This window comes from Streptomyces sp. TP-A0356 (assembly GCF_001417775.1).
Taxonomy (GTDB): Bacteria; Actinomycetota; Actinomycetes; order Streptomycetales; family Streptomycetaceae; genus Streptomyces.
In genome coordinates, this window is sequence record NZ_BBZJ01000017.1 from 373068 (window position 1) to 389266 (window position 16199).

The following is a 16199-nucleotide window of genomic DNA, read 5'->3' on the forward strand; positions in this document are numbered from 1 at the left end:
CCCGGTCCGGCCGGGGACCCGCCTCAGGCGCCCGCGGCGTCGAGTTCGCGAACGGCCTCCGCGAACGCGTCCCCGCGCTTGTTGTAGTTCGCGAACATGTCCATGGAGGCACAGGCCGGCGCCAGCAACACCGTGTCGCCGGGGTGGGCGAGCCCCCGCGCCTCCCGCACAGCCGCGCGCATCGCCCCAGTGTCGGTCCGTTCGAGGTCGACGACCGGTACTTCAGGCGCGTGTCGCGCGAGGGCTTCGCGGATCAGCGCGCGATCCGCACCGATGAGCACCGCACCCCGGAGCCGCTGTGCCGACTTGGCGACCAGCTCGTCGAAGGTCGCCCCCTTGGCGAGCCCGCCCGCGATCCACACGATCGACTCGTACGCCGCCAACGAGGCTTCCGCGGCATGCGTGTTGGTGGCCTTGGAGTCGTCGACGTACGCGACCCCGTCCACGTCCGCCACGTGCGCGATGCGGTGGGCGTCCGGTGTGAAGGCCCGCAGCCCGTCCCGCACGGCCTGGGCGGGCACCCCGAAGGCACGCGCGAGGGCCGCCGCGGCAAGGGCGTTGGCGATGTTGTGCGGGGCCGGCGGGTTGACGTCGGAGACCTCCGCCAGCTCCTGGGCGTTCTTCTGCCGGTTCTCGACGAAGGCGCGGTCGACCAGGATGCCGTCCACCACGCCGAGTTGGGACGGCCCGGGCGTGCCCAGTGTGAAGCCGATGGCCCGGCAGCCCTCCTCGACGTCCGCCTCGCGCACCAGGTCCTCGGTCGCCTTGTCGGCGACGTTGTACACGCAGGCGACGCGATTGCCCTCGTAGATGCGGCCCTTGTCGGCGGCGTACTCCTCCATGGAGCCGTGCCAGTCGAGGTGGTCGGGCGCCAGGTTGAGCACGGCGGCGGAGTGGGCGCGCAGCGAGGGCGCCCAGTGGAGCTGGTAGCTGGACAGCTCCACCGCAAGGACGTCGTACGGCTCCTCGCCGAGGACGACGTCCAGCAGCGAGACCCCGATGTTGCCGACGGCGGCCGTGCGCAGGCCCGCCGCCCGGAGGATGGAGGCGAGCATCCGCACGGTCGTGGTCTTGCCGTTGGTGCCCGTGACCGCGAGCCAGGGGGCAGCGTCGGGGCCCCGCAGCTGCCAGGCCAGCTCGACGTCGCCCCAGACCGGGACGCCCGCCTCGGCCGCGGCGGCGAACAGCGGCTTGTCGGGCCGCCAGCCCGGCGTGGTGACGATCAGTTCGGTGCCCTCGGGCAGGGTTGCGCCGTCGCCGAGGCGGACCGTGATGCCGAGCGCCTCCAGCTCCGCGGCCTGCGCCCGGGCCCGCTCGTCGTCGCCGTCGTTGACGACCGTCACGACCGCGCCGAGCCCGTGCAGCACCTTGGCCGCCGGGACGCCGGAGACGCCGAGGCCCGCGACGGTGACGTGCTTCCCCTGCCAGTCGGTCACTTTTCCGCTGCCCATCCCGCGTAGAAGATGCCAAGTCCCACGATGACGCAAATGCCCTGAATGATCCAGAAGCGGACCACGACGAGCACCTCTGACCAGCCCTTCAGTTCGAAGTGATGCTGGAGCGGCGCCATCCGGAAGACCCGCTTGCCGGTCAGGCGGAACGAGCCGACCTGGATGACCACCGACATGGTGATCAGGACGAAGAGGCCGCCGAGCAGCGCGAGCAGCAGCTCGGTGCGGGAGCAGATCGCGAGACCGGCGAGCGCGCCGCCCAGGGCCAGCGAGCCGGTGTCACCCATGAAGATCTTGGCGGGCGAGGTGTTCCACCACAGGAAGCCGAGGCAGGCGCCCATCAGCGCGGAGGCGACGACCGCCAGGTCGAGCGGGTCCCGTACCTCGTAGCAGGCGGCCGGGTTGGTCAGGGTCTGCGCGTTGGCGCAGGACTCCTGGAACTGCCAGACGCCGATGAAGGTGTAGGCGCCGAAGACCAGCACGGAGGCGCCGGTGGCCAGGCCGTCGAGACCGTCGGTGAGGTTCACGCCGTTCGACATCGCGAGGATCATGAACAGTGCCCAGACCACGAAGAGCACCGGGCCGATGGTCCAGCCGAAGTCCTGTACGAAGGAGAGCTTGGTGGAGGCCGGGGTGTTGCCGCGGGCGTCGGCGAACTGCAGGGCCAGCACGGCGAAGGCGATGCCGACGATCAGCTGGCCGGCCATCTTCGCCTTGGCCCGCAGACCGAGCGAGCGCCGCTTGACGATCTTGATGTAGTCGTCCAGGAAGCCGACCAGGCCCATGCCGCCCATCAGGCCGAGCACCAGCAGCCCGGAGAAGGTCGGCGGTTTGCCCGTGATCACCTTCGACAGGAAGTACGCGGCGATCGTCGCCAGGATGAAGGCGATACCACCCATGGTCGGCGTACCGCGCTTGCTGGCGTGCTCGCGCGGGCCGTCGTCGCGGATGTACTGGCCGTAGCCCTTGCGGGCCAGCAGCTTGATCAGCAGCGGGGTGCCGATCATGGTCAGGAAGAGGCCAATGACTCCTGCGAACAGGATCTGCTTCATCATCGGGCGGCAACCTCACCCTCGGCACCGGTCTCGAGCAGCGCCTGCGCCACACTCTCGAGCCCGACCGACCGGGACGCCTTCACGAGTACGACGTCTCCCGGGCGCAACTCGCTGCGCAACAGGTCGACCGCCGCCTGTGCGTCGGACACGTGCACCGACTCCTCACCCCACGAACCCTCGTTATATGCGCCCAGTTGCAGCCAGGACGCTTCCCTGCCCCCGACCGCGACGAGCTTGCTGACGTTGAGCCGGACGGCGAGCCGTCCGACCGCGTCGTGCTCGGCGAGCGCCTCGTCCCCGAGCTCGGCCATCTTGCCGAGCACCGCCCAGGTCCGCCGTCCCTTGCCCATGGCTGCCAGCGCGCGCAGTGCGGCCCTCATGGACTCGGGATTCGCGTTGTAGGCGTCGTTGACGACCGTCACGCCGTCCGGACGCTCGGTGACCTCCATCCGCCAGCGGGAGAGGGAGCCCGCCTCGGAGAGCGCGAGGGCGATCTCGTCTGCGGACATGCCCAGCTCATGGGCGACGGCGGCCGCGGCGAGCGCGTTCGACACGTGGTGCTCACCGTACAGGCGCATGGTCACGTCGCTGCACCCGGAGGGTGTGTGGAGGCTGAACGCGGGCTGTCCGCTGTCCGTGAGTCTCACGTTCTCGGCGCGTACGTCCGCTTCGCCGGACTCTCCGAAAAGGATCACCTTCGCCTTGGTACGGGACGCCATGGCTCGTACGAGCGGATCGTCGGCGTTGAGGACCGCGACGCCGCCGGCGTCGGACGAGGGCAGGCTCTCGACGAGTTCGCCCTTCGCCTGCGCGATCTGCTCGCGGCCGCCGAACTCGCCGATGTGAGCGGTGCCCACGTTGAGCACGAGACCGATCCTCGGCGGGGTCAGGCCGGTGAGGTAGCGGATGTGGCCGATGCCGCGGGCGCCCATCTCCAGGACGAGGAACTTCGTCTCCTCGGTGGCGCTCAGGGCGGTGAGCGGCAGCCCGATCTCGTTGTTGAGCGAGCCGGGCGTCCACACGGTCGGCGCCTTGCGCTGGAGCACCTGGGCGATCAGGTCCTTGGTGCTGGTCTTGCCCGCGGATCCGGTGAGTGCCACGAGGGCGGCTCCCAGCCGCTGGACGACGTGGCGCGCGAGGGCGCCGAGAGCGGCCTGTACGTCGTCCACCACGATCGCGGGCACGCCGACGGGGCGGGACGCCAGGACGGCGGCGGCACCCGCCTGGACGACCGCTGCCGCGAAGTCGTGTCCGTCCACGCGCTCGCCGACGAAGGCGACGAAGAGGCTGCCGGGCTCCACCTCGCGGGAGTCCCGGACGACGGGTCCGGTGACCTGGACGGACGGATCCGGTATGTCATGCGTCTGCCCGCCGACGACTGCTGCGATCTCGGCGAGGGAGAGGGCGATCACAAGTTCATCCCTGGGTGTTCTGGATAGCTTCGCGAAGCACCTGGCGGTCGTCGAAGGGACGGACCACTCCGGCGATGTCCTGGCCCTGCTCGTGGCCCTTGCCCGCGACCAGCACGGTGTCCCCGGGCCGTGCCCGGGCGACGGCCGCGGCGATGGCGGCGGCCCGGTCCTCGAAGACCTGCACCTCACCGCGTTCGTGCGCCGGCACCGAGGCCGCGCCCTCCAGCATGGTGGCGAGGATCGCGAGGGGGTCCTCGGAGCGGGGGTTGTCGGAGGTCAGTACGGCCGTGTCGGCGAGCCGGGCCGCGGCGGCGCCCATGGGGGCGCGCTTCGTCCGGTCACGGTCGCCGCCGCAGCCGAGCACGACGTGCAGCCTGCCCTCGGTGACCTTGCGCAGGGCGCGCAGCACCGATTCGACGGCGTCGGTCTTGTGGGCGTAGTCGACCACCGCGAGGTAGGGCTGTCCGGCGTCCACACGCTCCAGGCGTCCCGGGACACCCGGCACGGCGGCGACACCGTCGGCGGCGGCCTGCGGATCGAGACCGGCCTCGGCGAGGGCGACGATGGCGGCGAGGGTGTTGGCCACGTTGAAGGGGCCCGGAAGCGGCGACTTCGCGATGATCCGCTGGTCCTTGGGGCCGATCACGGTGAACGTGGAGTCCAGGGGGCCGATCCGGACGTCCTCGGCGCGCCAGTCGGCGTCGGGGTGGCCCTCGGCGGAGAAGGTGACGACGGGGACGCCCGCTTCCTTGACGAGCCTGCGGCCGTACTCGTCGTCGTGGTTGACCACGCCGAGCCGACTGCGTTTCTCCGTGAACAGCTGTGCCTTGGCCCGGTAGTAGTCCTCCATGTCGGAGTGGAACTCCATGTGTTCCGGGCTGAGGTTGGTGAACACGGCGATGTCGAAGACACAGCCGTCGACACGGCCGAGCACCAGCGCGTGGCTGGAGACCTCCATGGCGACCGCCTCGACCCCGCGCTCGCGCATGACCGCGAACAGGGCCTGCAGGTCGGTGGCCTCCGGGGTGGTGCGCTCGGACTTGATGCGCTCGTCGCCGATGCGCATCTCCACGGTGCCGACCAGTCCGGTGCTGCGGCTGGTCTTCAGACCGCCCTCGACGAGGTAGGCGGTCGTCGTCTTGCCTGAGGTGCCGGTGATGCCGATCTGGAGCAGATCGCGTCCCGGGTGGCCGTAGATCGTGGCGGCCAGCTCGCCCATCCGCCCGCGCGGGTCGTCGGTCACCAGGACCGGGAGCCCGGTGGCGACGGCGCGCTCGGCGCCGGCCGGGTCGGTCAGCACGGCGACCGCGCCGAGGCCGGCCGCCTGGGTGACGAAGTCGGCGCCGTGCAGGCGGGCGCCGGGCAGGGCGGCGTACAGGTCGCCGGGGCGGACGGCGCGCGAGTCATGGGTGATGCCCGTGACCTCGGCGGCGCTCTCCGGCGCGGTGGCACCCAGCTGATCGGCGAGCTCCGCGAGGGGTGCGGCGGAGACGTGAACCGGTCGCGGCGGTCCCGGGTATGTCACGGAAGCGCCCTTCTGGGTGATGTGGGACTGATCAGCGTGTGGCACGGCGGTGAGCGTACCGGGCGCACCCCCGCCGGAGCGAAAAGGGAGTCCGCGCGAAGCGCGGTCCGGCGGGGGTGGTGGTGGGAGACGGGCGGGAGAGGGCGAGGGCGGGGTCTGGTTCCCGGGATCCGGGGTGATCGTTGTCACGAGTTGGTTCCTGGTCGGTCTTTCCCGTAGTGCTGATCATGGCGTGAACGTCACGGGCAGGTTCGCGGCCCCGGCCCCGGTGGGCGGGACCTGGAGGGTCTTCAGGGCGAACTCCATCACCTGCTTGAAGATGGGGCCGCAGATCTGGCCGCCGAAGTAGCTGCCCTTGGTGGCGTTCTGGATGGCGCAGTAGACGGTGACGCGGGGGTTGTCCGCGGGCGCGAACCCGGCGAAGGAGGACGTGTAGCCGCGATACTTGCCGGTGGCCGGATCCACGCGGTTGGCCGTCCCCGTCTTGCCCGCGACGCGGTAGCCGGGGATGCGCGCCTTGACACCCGTGCCCTGTTCGTCGTCCACCACGGACTCCAGCATCTGGGCGAGCGTCTTCGCCGTCTTGTCGCTGACCACCCTGGTCGTCGCGGGCTTCGGGGCCGGTGTGAAGCGGCCGTCCGGTCCCTTCGTGCCGCGCACGAGGGTGGGTTCGACACGGACGCCGCCGTTGGCGACGGTCGAGTAGACGGATGCGGCCTGCACCGCGTTGATCGACATGCCCTGGCCGAAAGGAATCGTGTACTGCTGCGAAGTGGACCACTTGCCGGGCGGTGCCAGGATGCCGTTCGTCTCACCGGGGAAGCCCAGTCCGGTGGGTCTGCCGATGCCGAATTTGCGCAGATACGAGTAGAGGGTCCCGTTCGCCTCCGCCTGGGTCCTGCCGAGCTGTCCGGTGGCCAGGATGGTGCCGATGTTGCTGGACTTGGCGAGGACGCCGTTGAGTGTCAGGTACCAGGTCCCGTGGTCCACGTCGTCCTGGAAGAGCCGGTCGCCGCGGTGCAGCCGGTTGGGCACGGTGACGTGCGTCATGGGGGTGGCGACGTTCTCCTGCAGTACGGCGGCCATCGACATGACCTTGGCGGTGGAGCCGGGCTCGTACGCGTCCTGCAGGGCCGCGTTGCCCAGGGCCGCCGCATTGGCCCCCGAGAGGTCGTTGGGGTCGAAGCCGGGCGAGTTCGCCATGGCCAGGATCTGGCCGGTGCGCGTGTCCTGCACCACCACGTACCCGCGGTCCGCCCCGGACTTCCTCACCTGGTCGGTGATGGCGCTCTGGGCGGCCCACTGGATGTCGCGGTCGATGGTCAGCTCGACGTCGGAACCGGCCACGGCGGGCGTCTCGGTGGAGCCCGCGGTCGGGACCAGACGGCCGCCGGACTGGGCATAGCGGATCTTGCCGTCCTTGCCGGCCAGCTCCTTGTTCAGCTGCTGCTCGATACCGCCGCCGCCCTTGCCGTCGGCGTTGACCCAGCCCAGTATCCCGGCGGCGAGATCGCCGTTGGGGTAGACGCGCTTGCTGGTGGGCTCGGCGAGCACGCCGGCGAGGACGTTGGCCGTGCCCCGGTCGGTCCGCGCCTTGGCGGCGAGCGTGTTCCTCAGGTCCTTGATCTGGTTCCAGACCTGCGGGGTCTGGCGGTGGGCCAGCAGGACATAGCGGGTGTGCGGGGTCCTGAGCTTCTGGGCGACCGAGGCGGAGTCCTGGCCGAGGATCGGGGCGAGGAGCGCTGCGGCCTGCTCGGGGGCGTCCGGTGTCCGGGTCGCCTCCGGCGTGAACAGCGTCGGGTCGGCCGTGATGTCGTACGCGTCCACGCTGCTCGCCAGCTCGACGCCGTTACGGTCCGTGATCTCGCCGCGTACTGCGGCCAGGGTCCGGCCGACGTACCGGTTCAGGTCGGCCTTGGCGGCGTACGCGCTCGCGTCCACGGCCTGCACCTGGACCAGCCGTACGACGAAGGCGAGCACGACCAGCGTCAGGGCGAGGCCGACCATCCGCAGTCGGGGGCGGGGGCTGCCGAGCCGGATGGTGCTCGGGGCGGGGCCACGCGCCGGCGCCGGGCGACGCGGGGGGTGGGCACCGGGGTTCGGGCGGCGCCGGGCGTCGGGCCGTACGGGCCGCGCGGGGCCGGGCACCCGGCGGCGTGGCGGTTCCCTGTCGGACACTTCCGTCACCTGCCGTGGGTCGGGGAGGGGCGTGCGGGCTGGGAGGAGGGTGGCGCCGTGGAGCCGGCCGGTGAGGGGGCGCTCGGGGACGGCGAGGGGGCGCTGCGGGACGGCGAGGGTGAGGACGACGGCGCCTTGGGGCTCGGGTACGGGCTGAGCACCTCGGGCGGCCGCAGGGCCGCGCCGCTCGCCGCGGACTGCCGGGCGGCGGCCTGGGGCTCGCCCCTGACGGTGCCGTCTCGGTTGAGGAAGGCGGGATCGCCGCCCGGGACCATGCCGAGTTCGCGGGCGCGGCGCTGGAGTGCGTCGGGGGCCGAGTAGGCGTCGACGTCCCGTTGGAGGGCCTGTTCCTCGTCGGTGAGGCTCTTGGTCTGCCTCTGCAGGTCGTCGAGTTCGAACGCCCCCTCGCTGAGCGCGGAGTTCAGTACGAGAAGCGCGATGAGCCCACCGCCGAGCAACGCGACGACGAGCAGCACGAAGGGGGTGCGGGCGGCCCCGCCGCCACCGCCGACGGGGATCAGCCGCGCGAGCCGGGCGGCGCGCCCCCTGAGTTCGGGTCTTCTGCTCACGCGCCCTCCCGCCGCGCTTCCCCGCCCTCGTGCCGGGTCCTTCGGTGTGTCGTCCGGGGCCGGGACGCACGGGGCGGCCCGGTGGGGGCGGGGGGCTGCTTCGGACGGGTCGGGGTGGCGGTCCCGGGGCGGGGCGGGCGCCCTTCGCGGGCCGGCGCGCCCGGGCGCCCTTCGGGTCTCCTGCTCACTCGCCCACCCCTTTCGTACGGCTCACTCGGCGTCCTCACGGATGCGCTGGGCGCCGCGCAGGCGGGCCGGGGCCGCCCTGCGGTTCTCGGCGACCTCTTCCTCGGTGGGAAGTTCGGCACCGCGCGTGAGGAGCTTGAGCCGAGGCTGGTAACGCTCCGGGACGACCGGCAGCCCGGGGGGCGCGGTGGTGGCGGCGCCGGCCGCGAACACCTGCTTGACCAGGCGGTCTTCGAGCGAGTGATAGGACAGGACGGCGATCCGGCCACCGACGGCGAGGGCCTTCACGCCCGCGGGGATCGCCCTCTCCAGGACGGCGAGCTCGCCGTTGACCTCGATGCGCAGCGCCTGGAACGTGCGCTTGGCCGGGTTGCCGCCGGTCCGCTTGGCGGCCTGCGGCAGCGCGTCCCGGATCAGCTCCACCAGGCGCGCGCTGTGGGTGAAGGGCTCCTTCTCGCGCTCGCGCACGATCGCCGAGACGATCCGCTTGGCCTGCTTCTCCTCGCCGTAGGCCCGCAGGATCCGTACGAGTTCGCCCGCCGGGTAGCTGTTGAGGACCTCGGCGGCGCTGAGGCCCGTCGTCTGGTCCATGCGCATGTCGAGCGGGGCGTCCTGCGCGTACGCGAAACCCCGCTCGGCCTCGTCGAGTTGCATGGAGGAGACGCCGAGGTCGAAGAGCACGCCCTGGACGCGCTCGATGCCCAGCCGGTCGAGCACGTCGGGGAGTTCGTCGTAGACCGCGTGCACCAGCGTGGCACGCTCTCCGAAGGGGGCGAGCCGCTCCCCGGACAGGCGCAGCGCCTCCTTGTCACGGTCGAGCCCGACGAGCCGGGCCTCGGGGAACCGCGTCAGCAGCGCCTCGCTGTGACCGCCGAGCCCGAGGGTGCAGTCGACCACGACGGCCCCCGGCTCGGCGAGGGCCGGGGCCAGCATGTCCAGGCACTGCCGGAGCATGACGGGCACGTGTCGACTCTTGCTCAAGGGGGCCTCTCAGATCCGGCGCGCCGGTCCGCCCGGCCGTCCCCCACCCTCCCCCGGCCGACGCTGGGGCCCCCATGAAGGGGAGGCCCGCCGGCGCCGGAGGCGTCAGCCGACCGGGAGCGGGAGGAGGCCGAGCCGTACGTACGCGCCGCGCACGCGGGGAGATACCGGCGCGCCGCCGGTGTCTCCGGGGTGAACAGTCCGCAGGGAGAGCGTCTCGCCTCCCGCTCCGCGTCACTTTAGTCCACCCGGTGTTGCGGTCAATCAACCGGCCTGCGCGTCGCGCACCCCGCCCGCCGGTGCCGTGCGACGCGACGGGATTCACCCGTTCGACGGAGGCACCACCCTGGTGTGGGTCATGTCACAACAAGCCGCGATGACGTTCTTTGTCCGCTCTCACAGCAGGCCTGGATCGGCCGTGACCAGTAACGTCATGGGTATGACGACTTCTGCATCCGTTCCCATCGATCCCGAAGGCGCCATAGGCGGCCCCGTCACCGATCGCCTCGTGGAGGCCAACCAGCGATACGCCGCGGCGTTCACCGACCCCGGGATGGACGCCCGTCCCGTCCTGCGTGTCGCGGTCGTGGCCTGCATGGACGCCCGGCTGGACCTGCATGCCGCGCTCGGCCTCGAACTCGGCGACTGTCACACCATCCGCAACGCGGGCGGCGTCGTCACCGACGACGTGATCCGCTCGCTCACCATCAGCCAGCGGGCGCTCGGCACCCGCAGCGTCGTCCTCATCCACCACACCGGCTGCGGGCTGGAGTCCCTGACCGAGGAGTTCCGGCACGAGTTGGAGATGGAGGTCGGCCAGCGGCCCGCCTGGGCGGTCGAGGCCTTCCGCGACGTCGACCAGGACGTACGGCAGTCGATGCAGCGTGTGCGCACCTCCCCCTTCCTGCTGCACACCGACGACGTCCGCGGGTTCGTCTTCGATGTGAGGACGGGACTGCTGCGGGAGATCGACCCCGCGTGACACCACGCACGGGCGCCCACCTCGGCACCGCGTTCCGTCACTCAACGAACAATCATTCGGACAAGAGTCCCGGCGCGGGTATGCCGACCAGGCCGTAAGAGCTCCAAACAGAATGGGCGCCCGGCTCGCGGCGCCTGGCACACGCTCGCCTTGCGATCGCACGCGCCAGACGCCGCGAGCTGATCGGACTCCCATTCTGTTCGGAGCTCTGAGGCCGACATGTCGCGACCAGTTATCCACAGGCGAGTGACACGAACCGGTAACGGCAACAAGAATGCGGGTGTGGCGTCACGCGGAACTTTCCCCGCGTGGTGTCCGTGTTTCGGGGTGGGCCGGTCCGCATCGCAGAGCGTCGGCCCGGAGAAAGAACGGGCCGAGGAGGGCCGGGTGACGACCTATGACGATCGAGCGAGCCTTACTGATCTGACCGCCACTGTGGAGCGTGTCCGCAGTTCGGTGGAAGGAGTGATCGAGGGCAAGCCCGAGGTCGTACGGCTTTCGCTGACCGTGCTGCTCGCCGAGGGGCATCTGCTGATCGAGGATGTGCCCGGCGTCGGCAAGACCATGCTCGCCAAGGCGCTGGCGCGCTCCATCGACTGCTCGGTGCGGCGCATCCAGTTCACTCCCGACCTCCTGCCCTCGGACATCACGGGCGTCTCCATCTGGGACCAGCAGCGCCGCGACTTCGAGTTCAAGCCGGGCGCGATCTTCGCCCAGATCGTCATCGGCGACGAGATCAACCGCGCCTCGCCCAAGACCCAGTCCGCGCTCCTGGAGTCGATGGAGGAGCGCCAGGTCACCATCGACGGCAAGACCTACGAACTGCCCAGCCCCTTCATGGTGGTCGCCACCCAGAACCCGGTCGAGATGGAGGGCACGTACCCGCTGCCGGAGGCCCAGCGCGACCGGTTCATGGCCCGTGTCTCCATCGGCTACCCCAGCGCGGAGGCCGAGCTGCAGATGCTCGACATCCACGGCGGGGTGAACCCGCTGGACGACCTCCAGCCGGTGGCGCACGCGCACGACATCGTGAAGCTGGTCGAGGCCGTCCGCGGCGTCCACGTCGCCGAGCCGGTCCGGCGCTACGCGGTGGACCTGGTCTCCGCCACGCGCACGCACCCCGACCTCAGACTCGGCGCCTCACCGCGCGCCACCCTGCACCTGCTGCGCGCGGCGAAGGCCTCCGCGGCCCTGGGCGGCCGGGAGTACGCGCTGCCGGACGACGTCCAGGCCCTCGCCGTGGCCGTCCTGGCCCACCGTCTGCTGCCCACCGCCCAGGCCCAGCTCAACCGGCGCACGGCGGAGCAGGTCGTCCAGGAGATCCTGCAGCACACCCCGGTGCCCACCGCGCCCCAGCAACAGTCCGGCCTCACCATGGGCCGCGGCTACGGCCAGCAGCCGCCCCGGAGGCTGTGATGACGCACGGGGGGACGGCGCCCACCGCCGGGGAGGAAGGCGGCGGGTTGCGTACCGCGCTGACCGGACTGACCACGCGCGGGCGCTCCTTCCTGGCCGCCGGCGTCGCGGCCGCGATCTGCGCCTACGTCCTCGGCCAGAGCGATCTTCTCCGGGTCGGGCTGTTGCTCGCCGTGCTGCCCCTGGTGTGCGCGACGGTCCTGTACCGCACGCGGTACCGGGTCGCGGGCAGCCGCCGGCTGTCCCCCTCCCGGGTGCCCGCGGGTTCCGAGGCCCGGGTCCATCTGCGGATGGACAACGTCTCGCGGCTGCCCACCGGCCTGCTGATGCTCCAGGACCGGGTGCCGTACGTGCTCGGTCCGCGCCCCCGGTTCGTGCTGGACCGGGTGGAGGCGGGCGGTCGCCGCGAGGTGTCCTACCGGGTGCGCTCGGACCTGCGCGGCCGCTATCCGCTCGGCCCGCTCCAGCTGCGCCTGACCGACCCCTTCGGGATGTGCGAGCTGACCCGCTCCTTCTCGACGTACGACACCCTTACGGTCATCCCCCGCGTGGAGCCGCTGCCCCCGGTGCTGCTCACGGGTGAGGCCAGGGGGTACGGCGACGGGCGGCAGCGCTCACTGGCGCTGGCGGGCGAGGACGACGTGATCCCGCGCGGCTACCGGCACGGTGACGACCTGCGCCGGGTGCACTGGCGCTCCACCGCGCGCTACGGCGAGCTGATGGTGCGCCGTGAGGAGCAGCCGCAGCGCGCCCGGTGCACGGTGCTGCTCGACACCCGGGGCATCGCCTACCGGGGCGCGGGGCCGGACTCGGCCTTCGAGTGGGCGGTGGCGGGCACGGCCTCCACGCTGGTGCACATGCTTGAACGGGGCTTCTCGGTAAGGCTGTTGACCGACACCGGCAGCTCGGTGCCCGGGGAGGGCGCGGAGGGGTTCGCGGGCGCGAGCAAGGAGTCCGCGGACGCGGCCGGGCTGATGATGGACACGCTCGCCGTGATCGACCACTCGGACGGCACGGGCCTGTCACGCGCCTACGACGTGCTGCGCGGCGGGAACGAGGGACTCCTTGTGGCCTTCTTCGGGGACCTCGACGAGGAGCAGGCCTCGATGGCCGCCAAGATGAGCAGGCGCAGCGGCGGCGCGCTCGCCTTCCTGCTGGACAGCGGCGCCTGGGTGCGCGAACCGACCGATGTGCCGGGCCCGTTGGACCGGAGCGAGGAGCGGCTGCGGATGCTGCGCGAAGCGGGCTGGGCCGCTGTGCGGGTGCCCCGGGGCGTCTCGCTCGCGGAGCTGTGGCGCGAGGCGGACCAGCAGCGCACGGGCGTGGGCTGTGTGAGTGGTGCGGAGGGAGGGTCATGAGCGGGCGGGCGCGGCTGGCGCTGTGCGCCGCGGCGGCGACGCTGATGGCGGCGTGCGCCCTGCTGCCGCTGGTGGCCCCGGCCACCTGGATCTTCCAGGCGGCCTTCCTGGTCGCGGTGCAGTCCGCCGTCGGCGCGCTGACCCGACGGGTCCCACTGGCGCGCCCCCTGACCCTCGCCTGTCAGACGACGGTCAGCCTGTTGCTGCTCACGCTGACCTTCGCCCGCGGCCAGTCCATCGTCGGGTTCATCCCCGGCCCCGACGCCCTCCGCCACTTCGCGGAGCTGTTGCGGTCGGGCTCGGACGACGTCGGGCGGTATGCGATCCCGGCACCGCTGACCCCCGGGATCCGGCTGATGATCGTCGGCGGGGTCCTGCTGATCGGGTTGCTGGTGGACGCGGTGGCGGTGACGTTCCGTGCCGCGGCGCCCGCCGGGCTTCCGCTGCTCGCCCTGTACTCGGTGGCCGCGGGCCTCTCCAACGGCGGCACCGACTGGCTGTGGTTCCTCGTCGCCGCGAGCGGCTATCTGATGCTGTTGCTGGCCGAGGGCCGCGACCGGCTCTCCCAGTGGGGGCGGGTCTTCAGCGGCGCGCCCCGCACCACGGTTGCGGACTCCGGCGGCGCGGTCGCCCCCGTGCGCACCGGTCGGCGTATCGGCGCGGTCGCGCTGGGCGTCGCCCTGGTGGTCCCGCTCGCCCTGCCCTCGCTGCGGGGCGGGCTGCTGGACGGCACGGGGGGCGGTGTCGGAGCGGGCATCGGCGACGGCAGCACGATCTCCGCGGTCAACCCGCTGGTGTCCCTGCGCGACAGCCTGAACGTGAGTCAGGACCGTCAGGTGATGGCGTACCGCACCAACACGGACGACAACCAGGACATGTATCTGCGGATCGTCGCCCTGGACGACTTCGACGGCACCACCTGGAAGCCCGCCCAACGGCACATCGTCGCCGTACCGGACAGACTGCCCACGCCGACAGGTCTGGCGGGCAGCGTGCGGCGGACCGAGATCGAGACGCGGATCTCGGCGGCGGACTGGTACGCGCAGGACTGGCTGCCGATGCCGTACCCCCCGACCAGCGTGAAGATCAACGGCAGCTGGCGGTACGAGCCGGTGGGCCGCACCCTCGTCGGTGACCACGGGCAGAACACACGGGGCCTGCAGTACGCGGTGAAGAGCCTGATCGTCCAGCCGACGGCGGAGCAGCTGGCCACGGCGCCGGAGCCGCCGGCATCGCTCAGGCGCGAGTTCACGAAGGTTCCGGCGTCCCTGCCGGCGGTGGTGGCGCGGACTGCCCGGAAGGTGACCACCGGGTCGTACAACCACTACGAGCAAGCGGTCAAGCTGCAGGACTACTTCGCCGTCTCCGGCGGGTTCACGTACAACACGCAGGTGCAGGCCGGCAGCGGGGCCGGGGCGATCGGGCGGTTCCTGAAGGACAAGCAGGGCTTCTGCGTGCACTTCTCCTTCGCGATGGCCGCGATGGCCCGGACGCTGGGGATACCGGCGCGGGTCGCGGTGGGCTTCACCCCGGGTGTGCCGCAGGCGGACGGTTCGATGTCGGTCGGGCTGCGGGACGCGCACGCATGGCCCGAGCTGTACTTCGAGGGCGTGGGCTGGACCCGCTTCGAGCCGACCCCGAACCGTGGGTCGACGCCTTCGTACACGCAGTCGGACGCACCGACCGGGGACAGCCCGGCCGTGCCGCGGCCGTCGGTGTCGTCGTCCACGATGCCGTCCATCGCGCCCTCGGCGAGCGAGAGCTGCTCGGCGAGCATGCGGAAGCTGGAGGCGTGCCCGACCCAGTCCGCGCAGGCCGCGGCGGGCTCCGGGGACGGTGGACCGCCGTGGTACCGGATCCTCGTGTGGGCACTGCTGGGGCTGGCCCTGGTCGCGGTGCCGCTGGCGCCGATGCTGTGGCGGCTCAGAAGCCGGTCGGTGCGGCTGGCCTCCGCCCGGCACGCGCCGTCCACCCTGCCGCTGCGCCGGGTGGAGAGCCACGAGGGCGGGGCGGGTGCGCGCCGCACGGACGAGGTCGGGGTGAGCGCCCTGCCGGGCGAGGCGCCTCCGGAAGTGATGGCCGAGGTCGTCGTGGGGCACACCCTGGCCGTGTGGCGCGAGCTCACGGACACCGCGTGGGACTACGGCATTCCGCCGGACGACGCCCTGACCCCGCGGAAGGCCGCCGAGCGGATCGTGCGGCTCGGCGGGCTGGACGCACCGACGGCCGAGGCCGTGCAGCGGGTGGCCGGAGCCGTGGAGCAGGTGCTCTTCGCCCCGCAGCCGCGTTCCCGTGCCGGTCTGGTCGACGATGTGCGCACTCTGCGGGCGGCACTGCGGTCCACGGCCGACCGGCGGGCCCGGGTGCGTGCGGTGGTGGCACCGCGCTCGGCCATGCGTGCCCTGTGGGCCGCCGGCGACCGCTGGGCGGCTGTCAGAGCTCGCTGGGCGGAGCGCTGGGCGATCCTGATGCGGCGCCCGTCCGGACAGCAGGGCGGCGGCTGACACCCGGCGGGCTTCCGCCCTGGGGCGCTGCTCCTGTTCCGGTACGCGGTGGGCCGTCGTCGCGGCATGGCAAGTCGTCAACGCATGACATCAGGGGGCGACCACCTCTCGGTGGTCGCCCCCTGCACGAATGTCTCCGTGTCCTCGGCTCTCGCCCGGGCTAATGGCCCTGTTCGTCCCGGCGCCGCTGCCAGCGCTGTTCGATGCGGTCCATCATGGAGCGTCGCTGCCGGACCTGCCTGCGGACGCCCGGCGCCGCCTGCTCGCCCGGTTTGGGGACCTTGCGCCAACTGGTCACGGCGAGCACGGCGCAGCCCAGCATGACGAGGAACCCGACCACGCTGATCCAGATCTGCTGTGCGACCATTCCGGCCATGAGGAGCGCGATACCCACCAGGAAGCCCGCGGCCGCCTGGTAGACCCGTCGCCGGGTGTACGTACGCAGCCCGCTTCCCTCAAGCGCTGTCGCGAACTTGGGATCTTCGGCGTACAGCGCTCGCTCCATCTGCTCGAGCATTCGCTGCTCGTGCTCCGAGAGCGGCACGGAGTCCTCCTCATCGTGCAGTCGCCTGGGCGACCGGG

At 72.0% G+C, this 16199-nt stretch carries 12 protein-coding genes; 4 read left to right on the top strand and 8 right to left on the bottom strand.

Annotated features, from left to right (window positions below; translation table 11 throughout):
- Positions 1 to 23 precede the first annotated feature (23 nt).
- From murD to rsmH, 7 genes are all read right to left on the bottom strand, one after another.
- Positions 24 to 1451, bottom strand: coding sequence for a UDP-N-acetylmuramoyl-L-alanine--D-glutamate ligase (gene murD, locus ASC56_RS14815; protein WP_199835990.1), 1428 nt, complete (start codon positions 1449 to 1451; stop codon positions 24 to 26).
- Positions 1433 to 2506, bottom strand: a complete 1074-nt coding sequence (gene mraY / locus ASC56_RS14820; protein WP_055491838.1) for a phospho-N-acetylmuramoyl-pentapeptide-transferase — start codon at positions 2504 to 2506, stop codon at positions 1433 to 1435. The genes murD and mraY overlap by 19 nt, the downstream gene beginning before the upstream one ends.
- On the bottom strand, positions 2503 to 3918 hold the full coding sequence (murF, locus tag ASC56_RS14825; protein ID WP_055491839.1) for a UDP-N-acetylmuramoyl-tripeptide--D-alanyl-D-alanine ligase: 1416 nt from the start codon (positions 3916 to 3918) through the stop codon (positions 2503 to 2505). Before murF ends, mraY begins: the two co-directional genes overlap by 4 nt.
- A gap of 4 nt (positions 3919 to 3922) precedes the next feature.
- Positions 3923 to 5443 (bottom strand): UDP-N-acetylmuramoyl-L-alanyl-D-glutamate--2,6-diaminopimelate ligase, encoded by a 1521-nt coding sequence (locus ASC56_RS14830; protein ID WP_055491840.1) that lies wholly within the window; start codon positions 5441 to 5443, stop codon positions 3923 to 3925.
- A gap of 225 nt (positions 5444 to 5668) precedes the next feature.
- Positions 5669 to 7621 carry a penicillin-binding protein 2 gene (locus ASC56_RS14835; RefSeq protein ID WP_305793668.1) on the bottom strand — a complete coding sequence of 651 codons (1953 nt, stop codon included), beginning with the start codon at positions 7619 to 7621 and terminating at the stop codon, positions 5669 to 5671.
- Positions 7622 to 7626: 5 nt separating this feature from the next.
- Positions 7627 to 8190, bottom strand: a complete 564-nt coding sequence (locus ASC56_RS14840; RefSeq protein WP_055491842.1) for a septum formation initiator family protein — start codon at positions 8188 to 8190, stop codon at positions 7627 to 7629.
- 210 nt (positions 8191 to 8400) lie between these two features.
- Positions 8401 to 9357, bottom strand: a complete 957-nt coding sequence (gene rsmH / locus ASC56_RS14845; RefSeq protein ID WP_079102499.1) for a 16S rRNA (cytosine(1402)-N(4))-methyltransferase RsmH — start codon at positions 9355 to 9357, stop codon at positions 8401 to 8403.
- A gap of 376 nt (positions 9358 to 9733) precedes the next feature.
- Here rsmH and ASC56_RS14850 point away from each other — a divergent pair, with 376 nt between their 5' ends.
- From ASC56_RS14850 to ASC56_RS14865, 4 genes are all read left to right on the top strand, one after another.
- Complete coding sequence (locus ASC56_RS14850; protein ID WP_079102500.1) at positions 9734 to 10339, top strand: carbonic anhydrase; 606 nt, start codon at positions 9734 to 9736, stop codon at positions 10337 to 10339.
- 387 nt (positions 10340 to 10726) lie between these two features.
- Positions 10727 to 11755, top strand: a complete 1029-nt coding sequence (locus ASC56_RS14855) for a MoxR family ATPase (RefSeq protein WP_055491844.1) — start codon at positions 10727 to 10729, stop codon at positions 11753 to 11755.
- Entirely contained in the window at positions 11755 to 13113 is a 1359-nt protein-coding gene (locus ASC56_RS14860; RefSeq protein WP_055491845.1) for a DUF58 domain-containing protein, read from the top strand. The genes ASC56_RS14855 and ASC56_RS14860 overlap by 1 nt, the downstream gene beginning before the upstream one ends.
- Positions 13110 to 15617: a DUF3488 and transglutaminase-like domain-containing protein gene (locus tag ASC56_RS14865; RefSeq protein WP_055491846.1), complete on the top strand. Its 2508-nt coding sequence runs from the start codon at positions 13110 to 13112 to the stop codon at positions 15615 to 15617. The genes ASC56_RS14860 and ASC56_RS14865 overlap by 4 nt, the downstream gene beginning before the upstream one ends.
- 160 nt (positions 15618 to 15777) lie before the next feature.
- On the opposite strand, the gene ASC56_RS14870 is transcribed toward ASC56_RS14865, so the two are convergent.
- Positions 15778 to 16161: a DUF3040 domain-containing protein gene (locus tag ASC56_RS14870; RefSeq protein ID WP_055491847.1), complete on the bottom strand. Its 384-nt coding sequence runs from the start codon at positions 16159 to 16161 to the stop codon at positions 15778 to 15780.
- Between the last annotated feature and the right edge of the window lie 38 nt (positions 16162 to 16199).

Coding starts and splice junctions, on each gene's coding strand:
- murD (WP_199835990.1), bottom strand. CDS start 1,451: ATGGGCAGCGGAAAAGTGACCGACTGGCAGGGGAAGCACGTCACCGTC.
- mraY (WP_055491838.1), bottom strand. CDS start 2,506: ATGATGAAGCAGATCCTGTTCGCAGGAGTCATTGGCCTCTTCCTGACC.
- ASC56_RS14850 (WP_079102500.1), top strand. CDS start 9,734: ATGACGTTCTTTGTCCGCTCTCACAGCAGGCCTGGATCGGCCGTGACC.
- ASC56_RS14860 (WP_055491845.1), top strand. CDS start 11,755: ATGACGCACGGGGGGACGGCGCCCACCGCCGGGGAGGAAGGCGGCGGG.
- ASC56_RS14865 (WP_055491846.1), top strand. CDS start 13,110: ATGAGCGGGCGGGCGCGGCTGGCGCTGTGCGCCGCGGCGGCGACGCTG.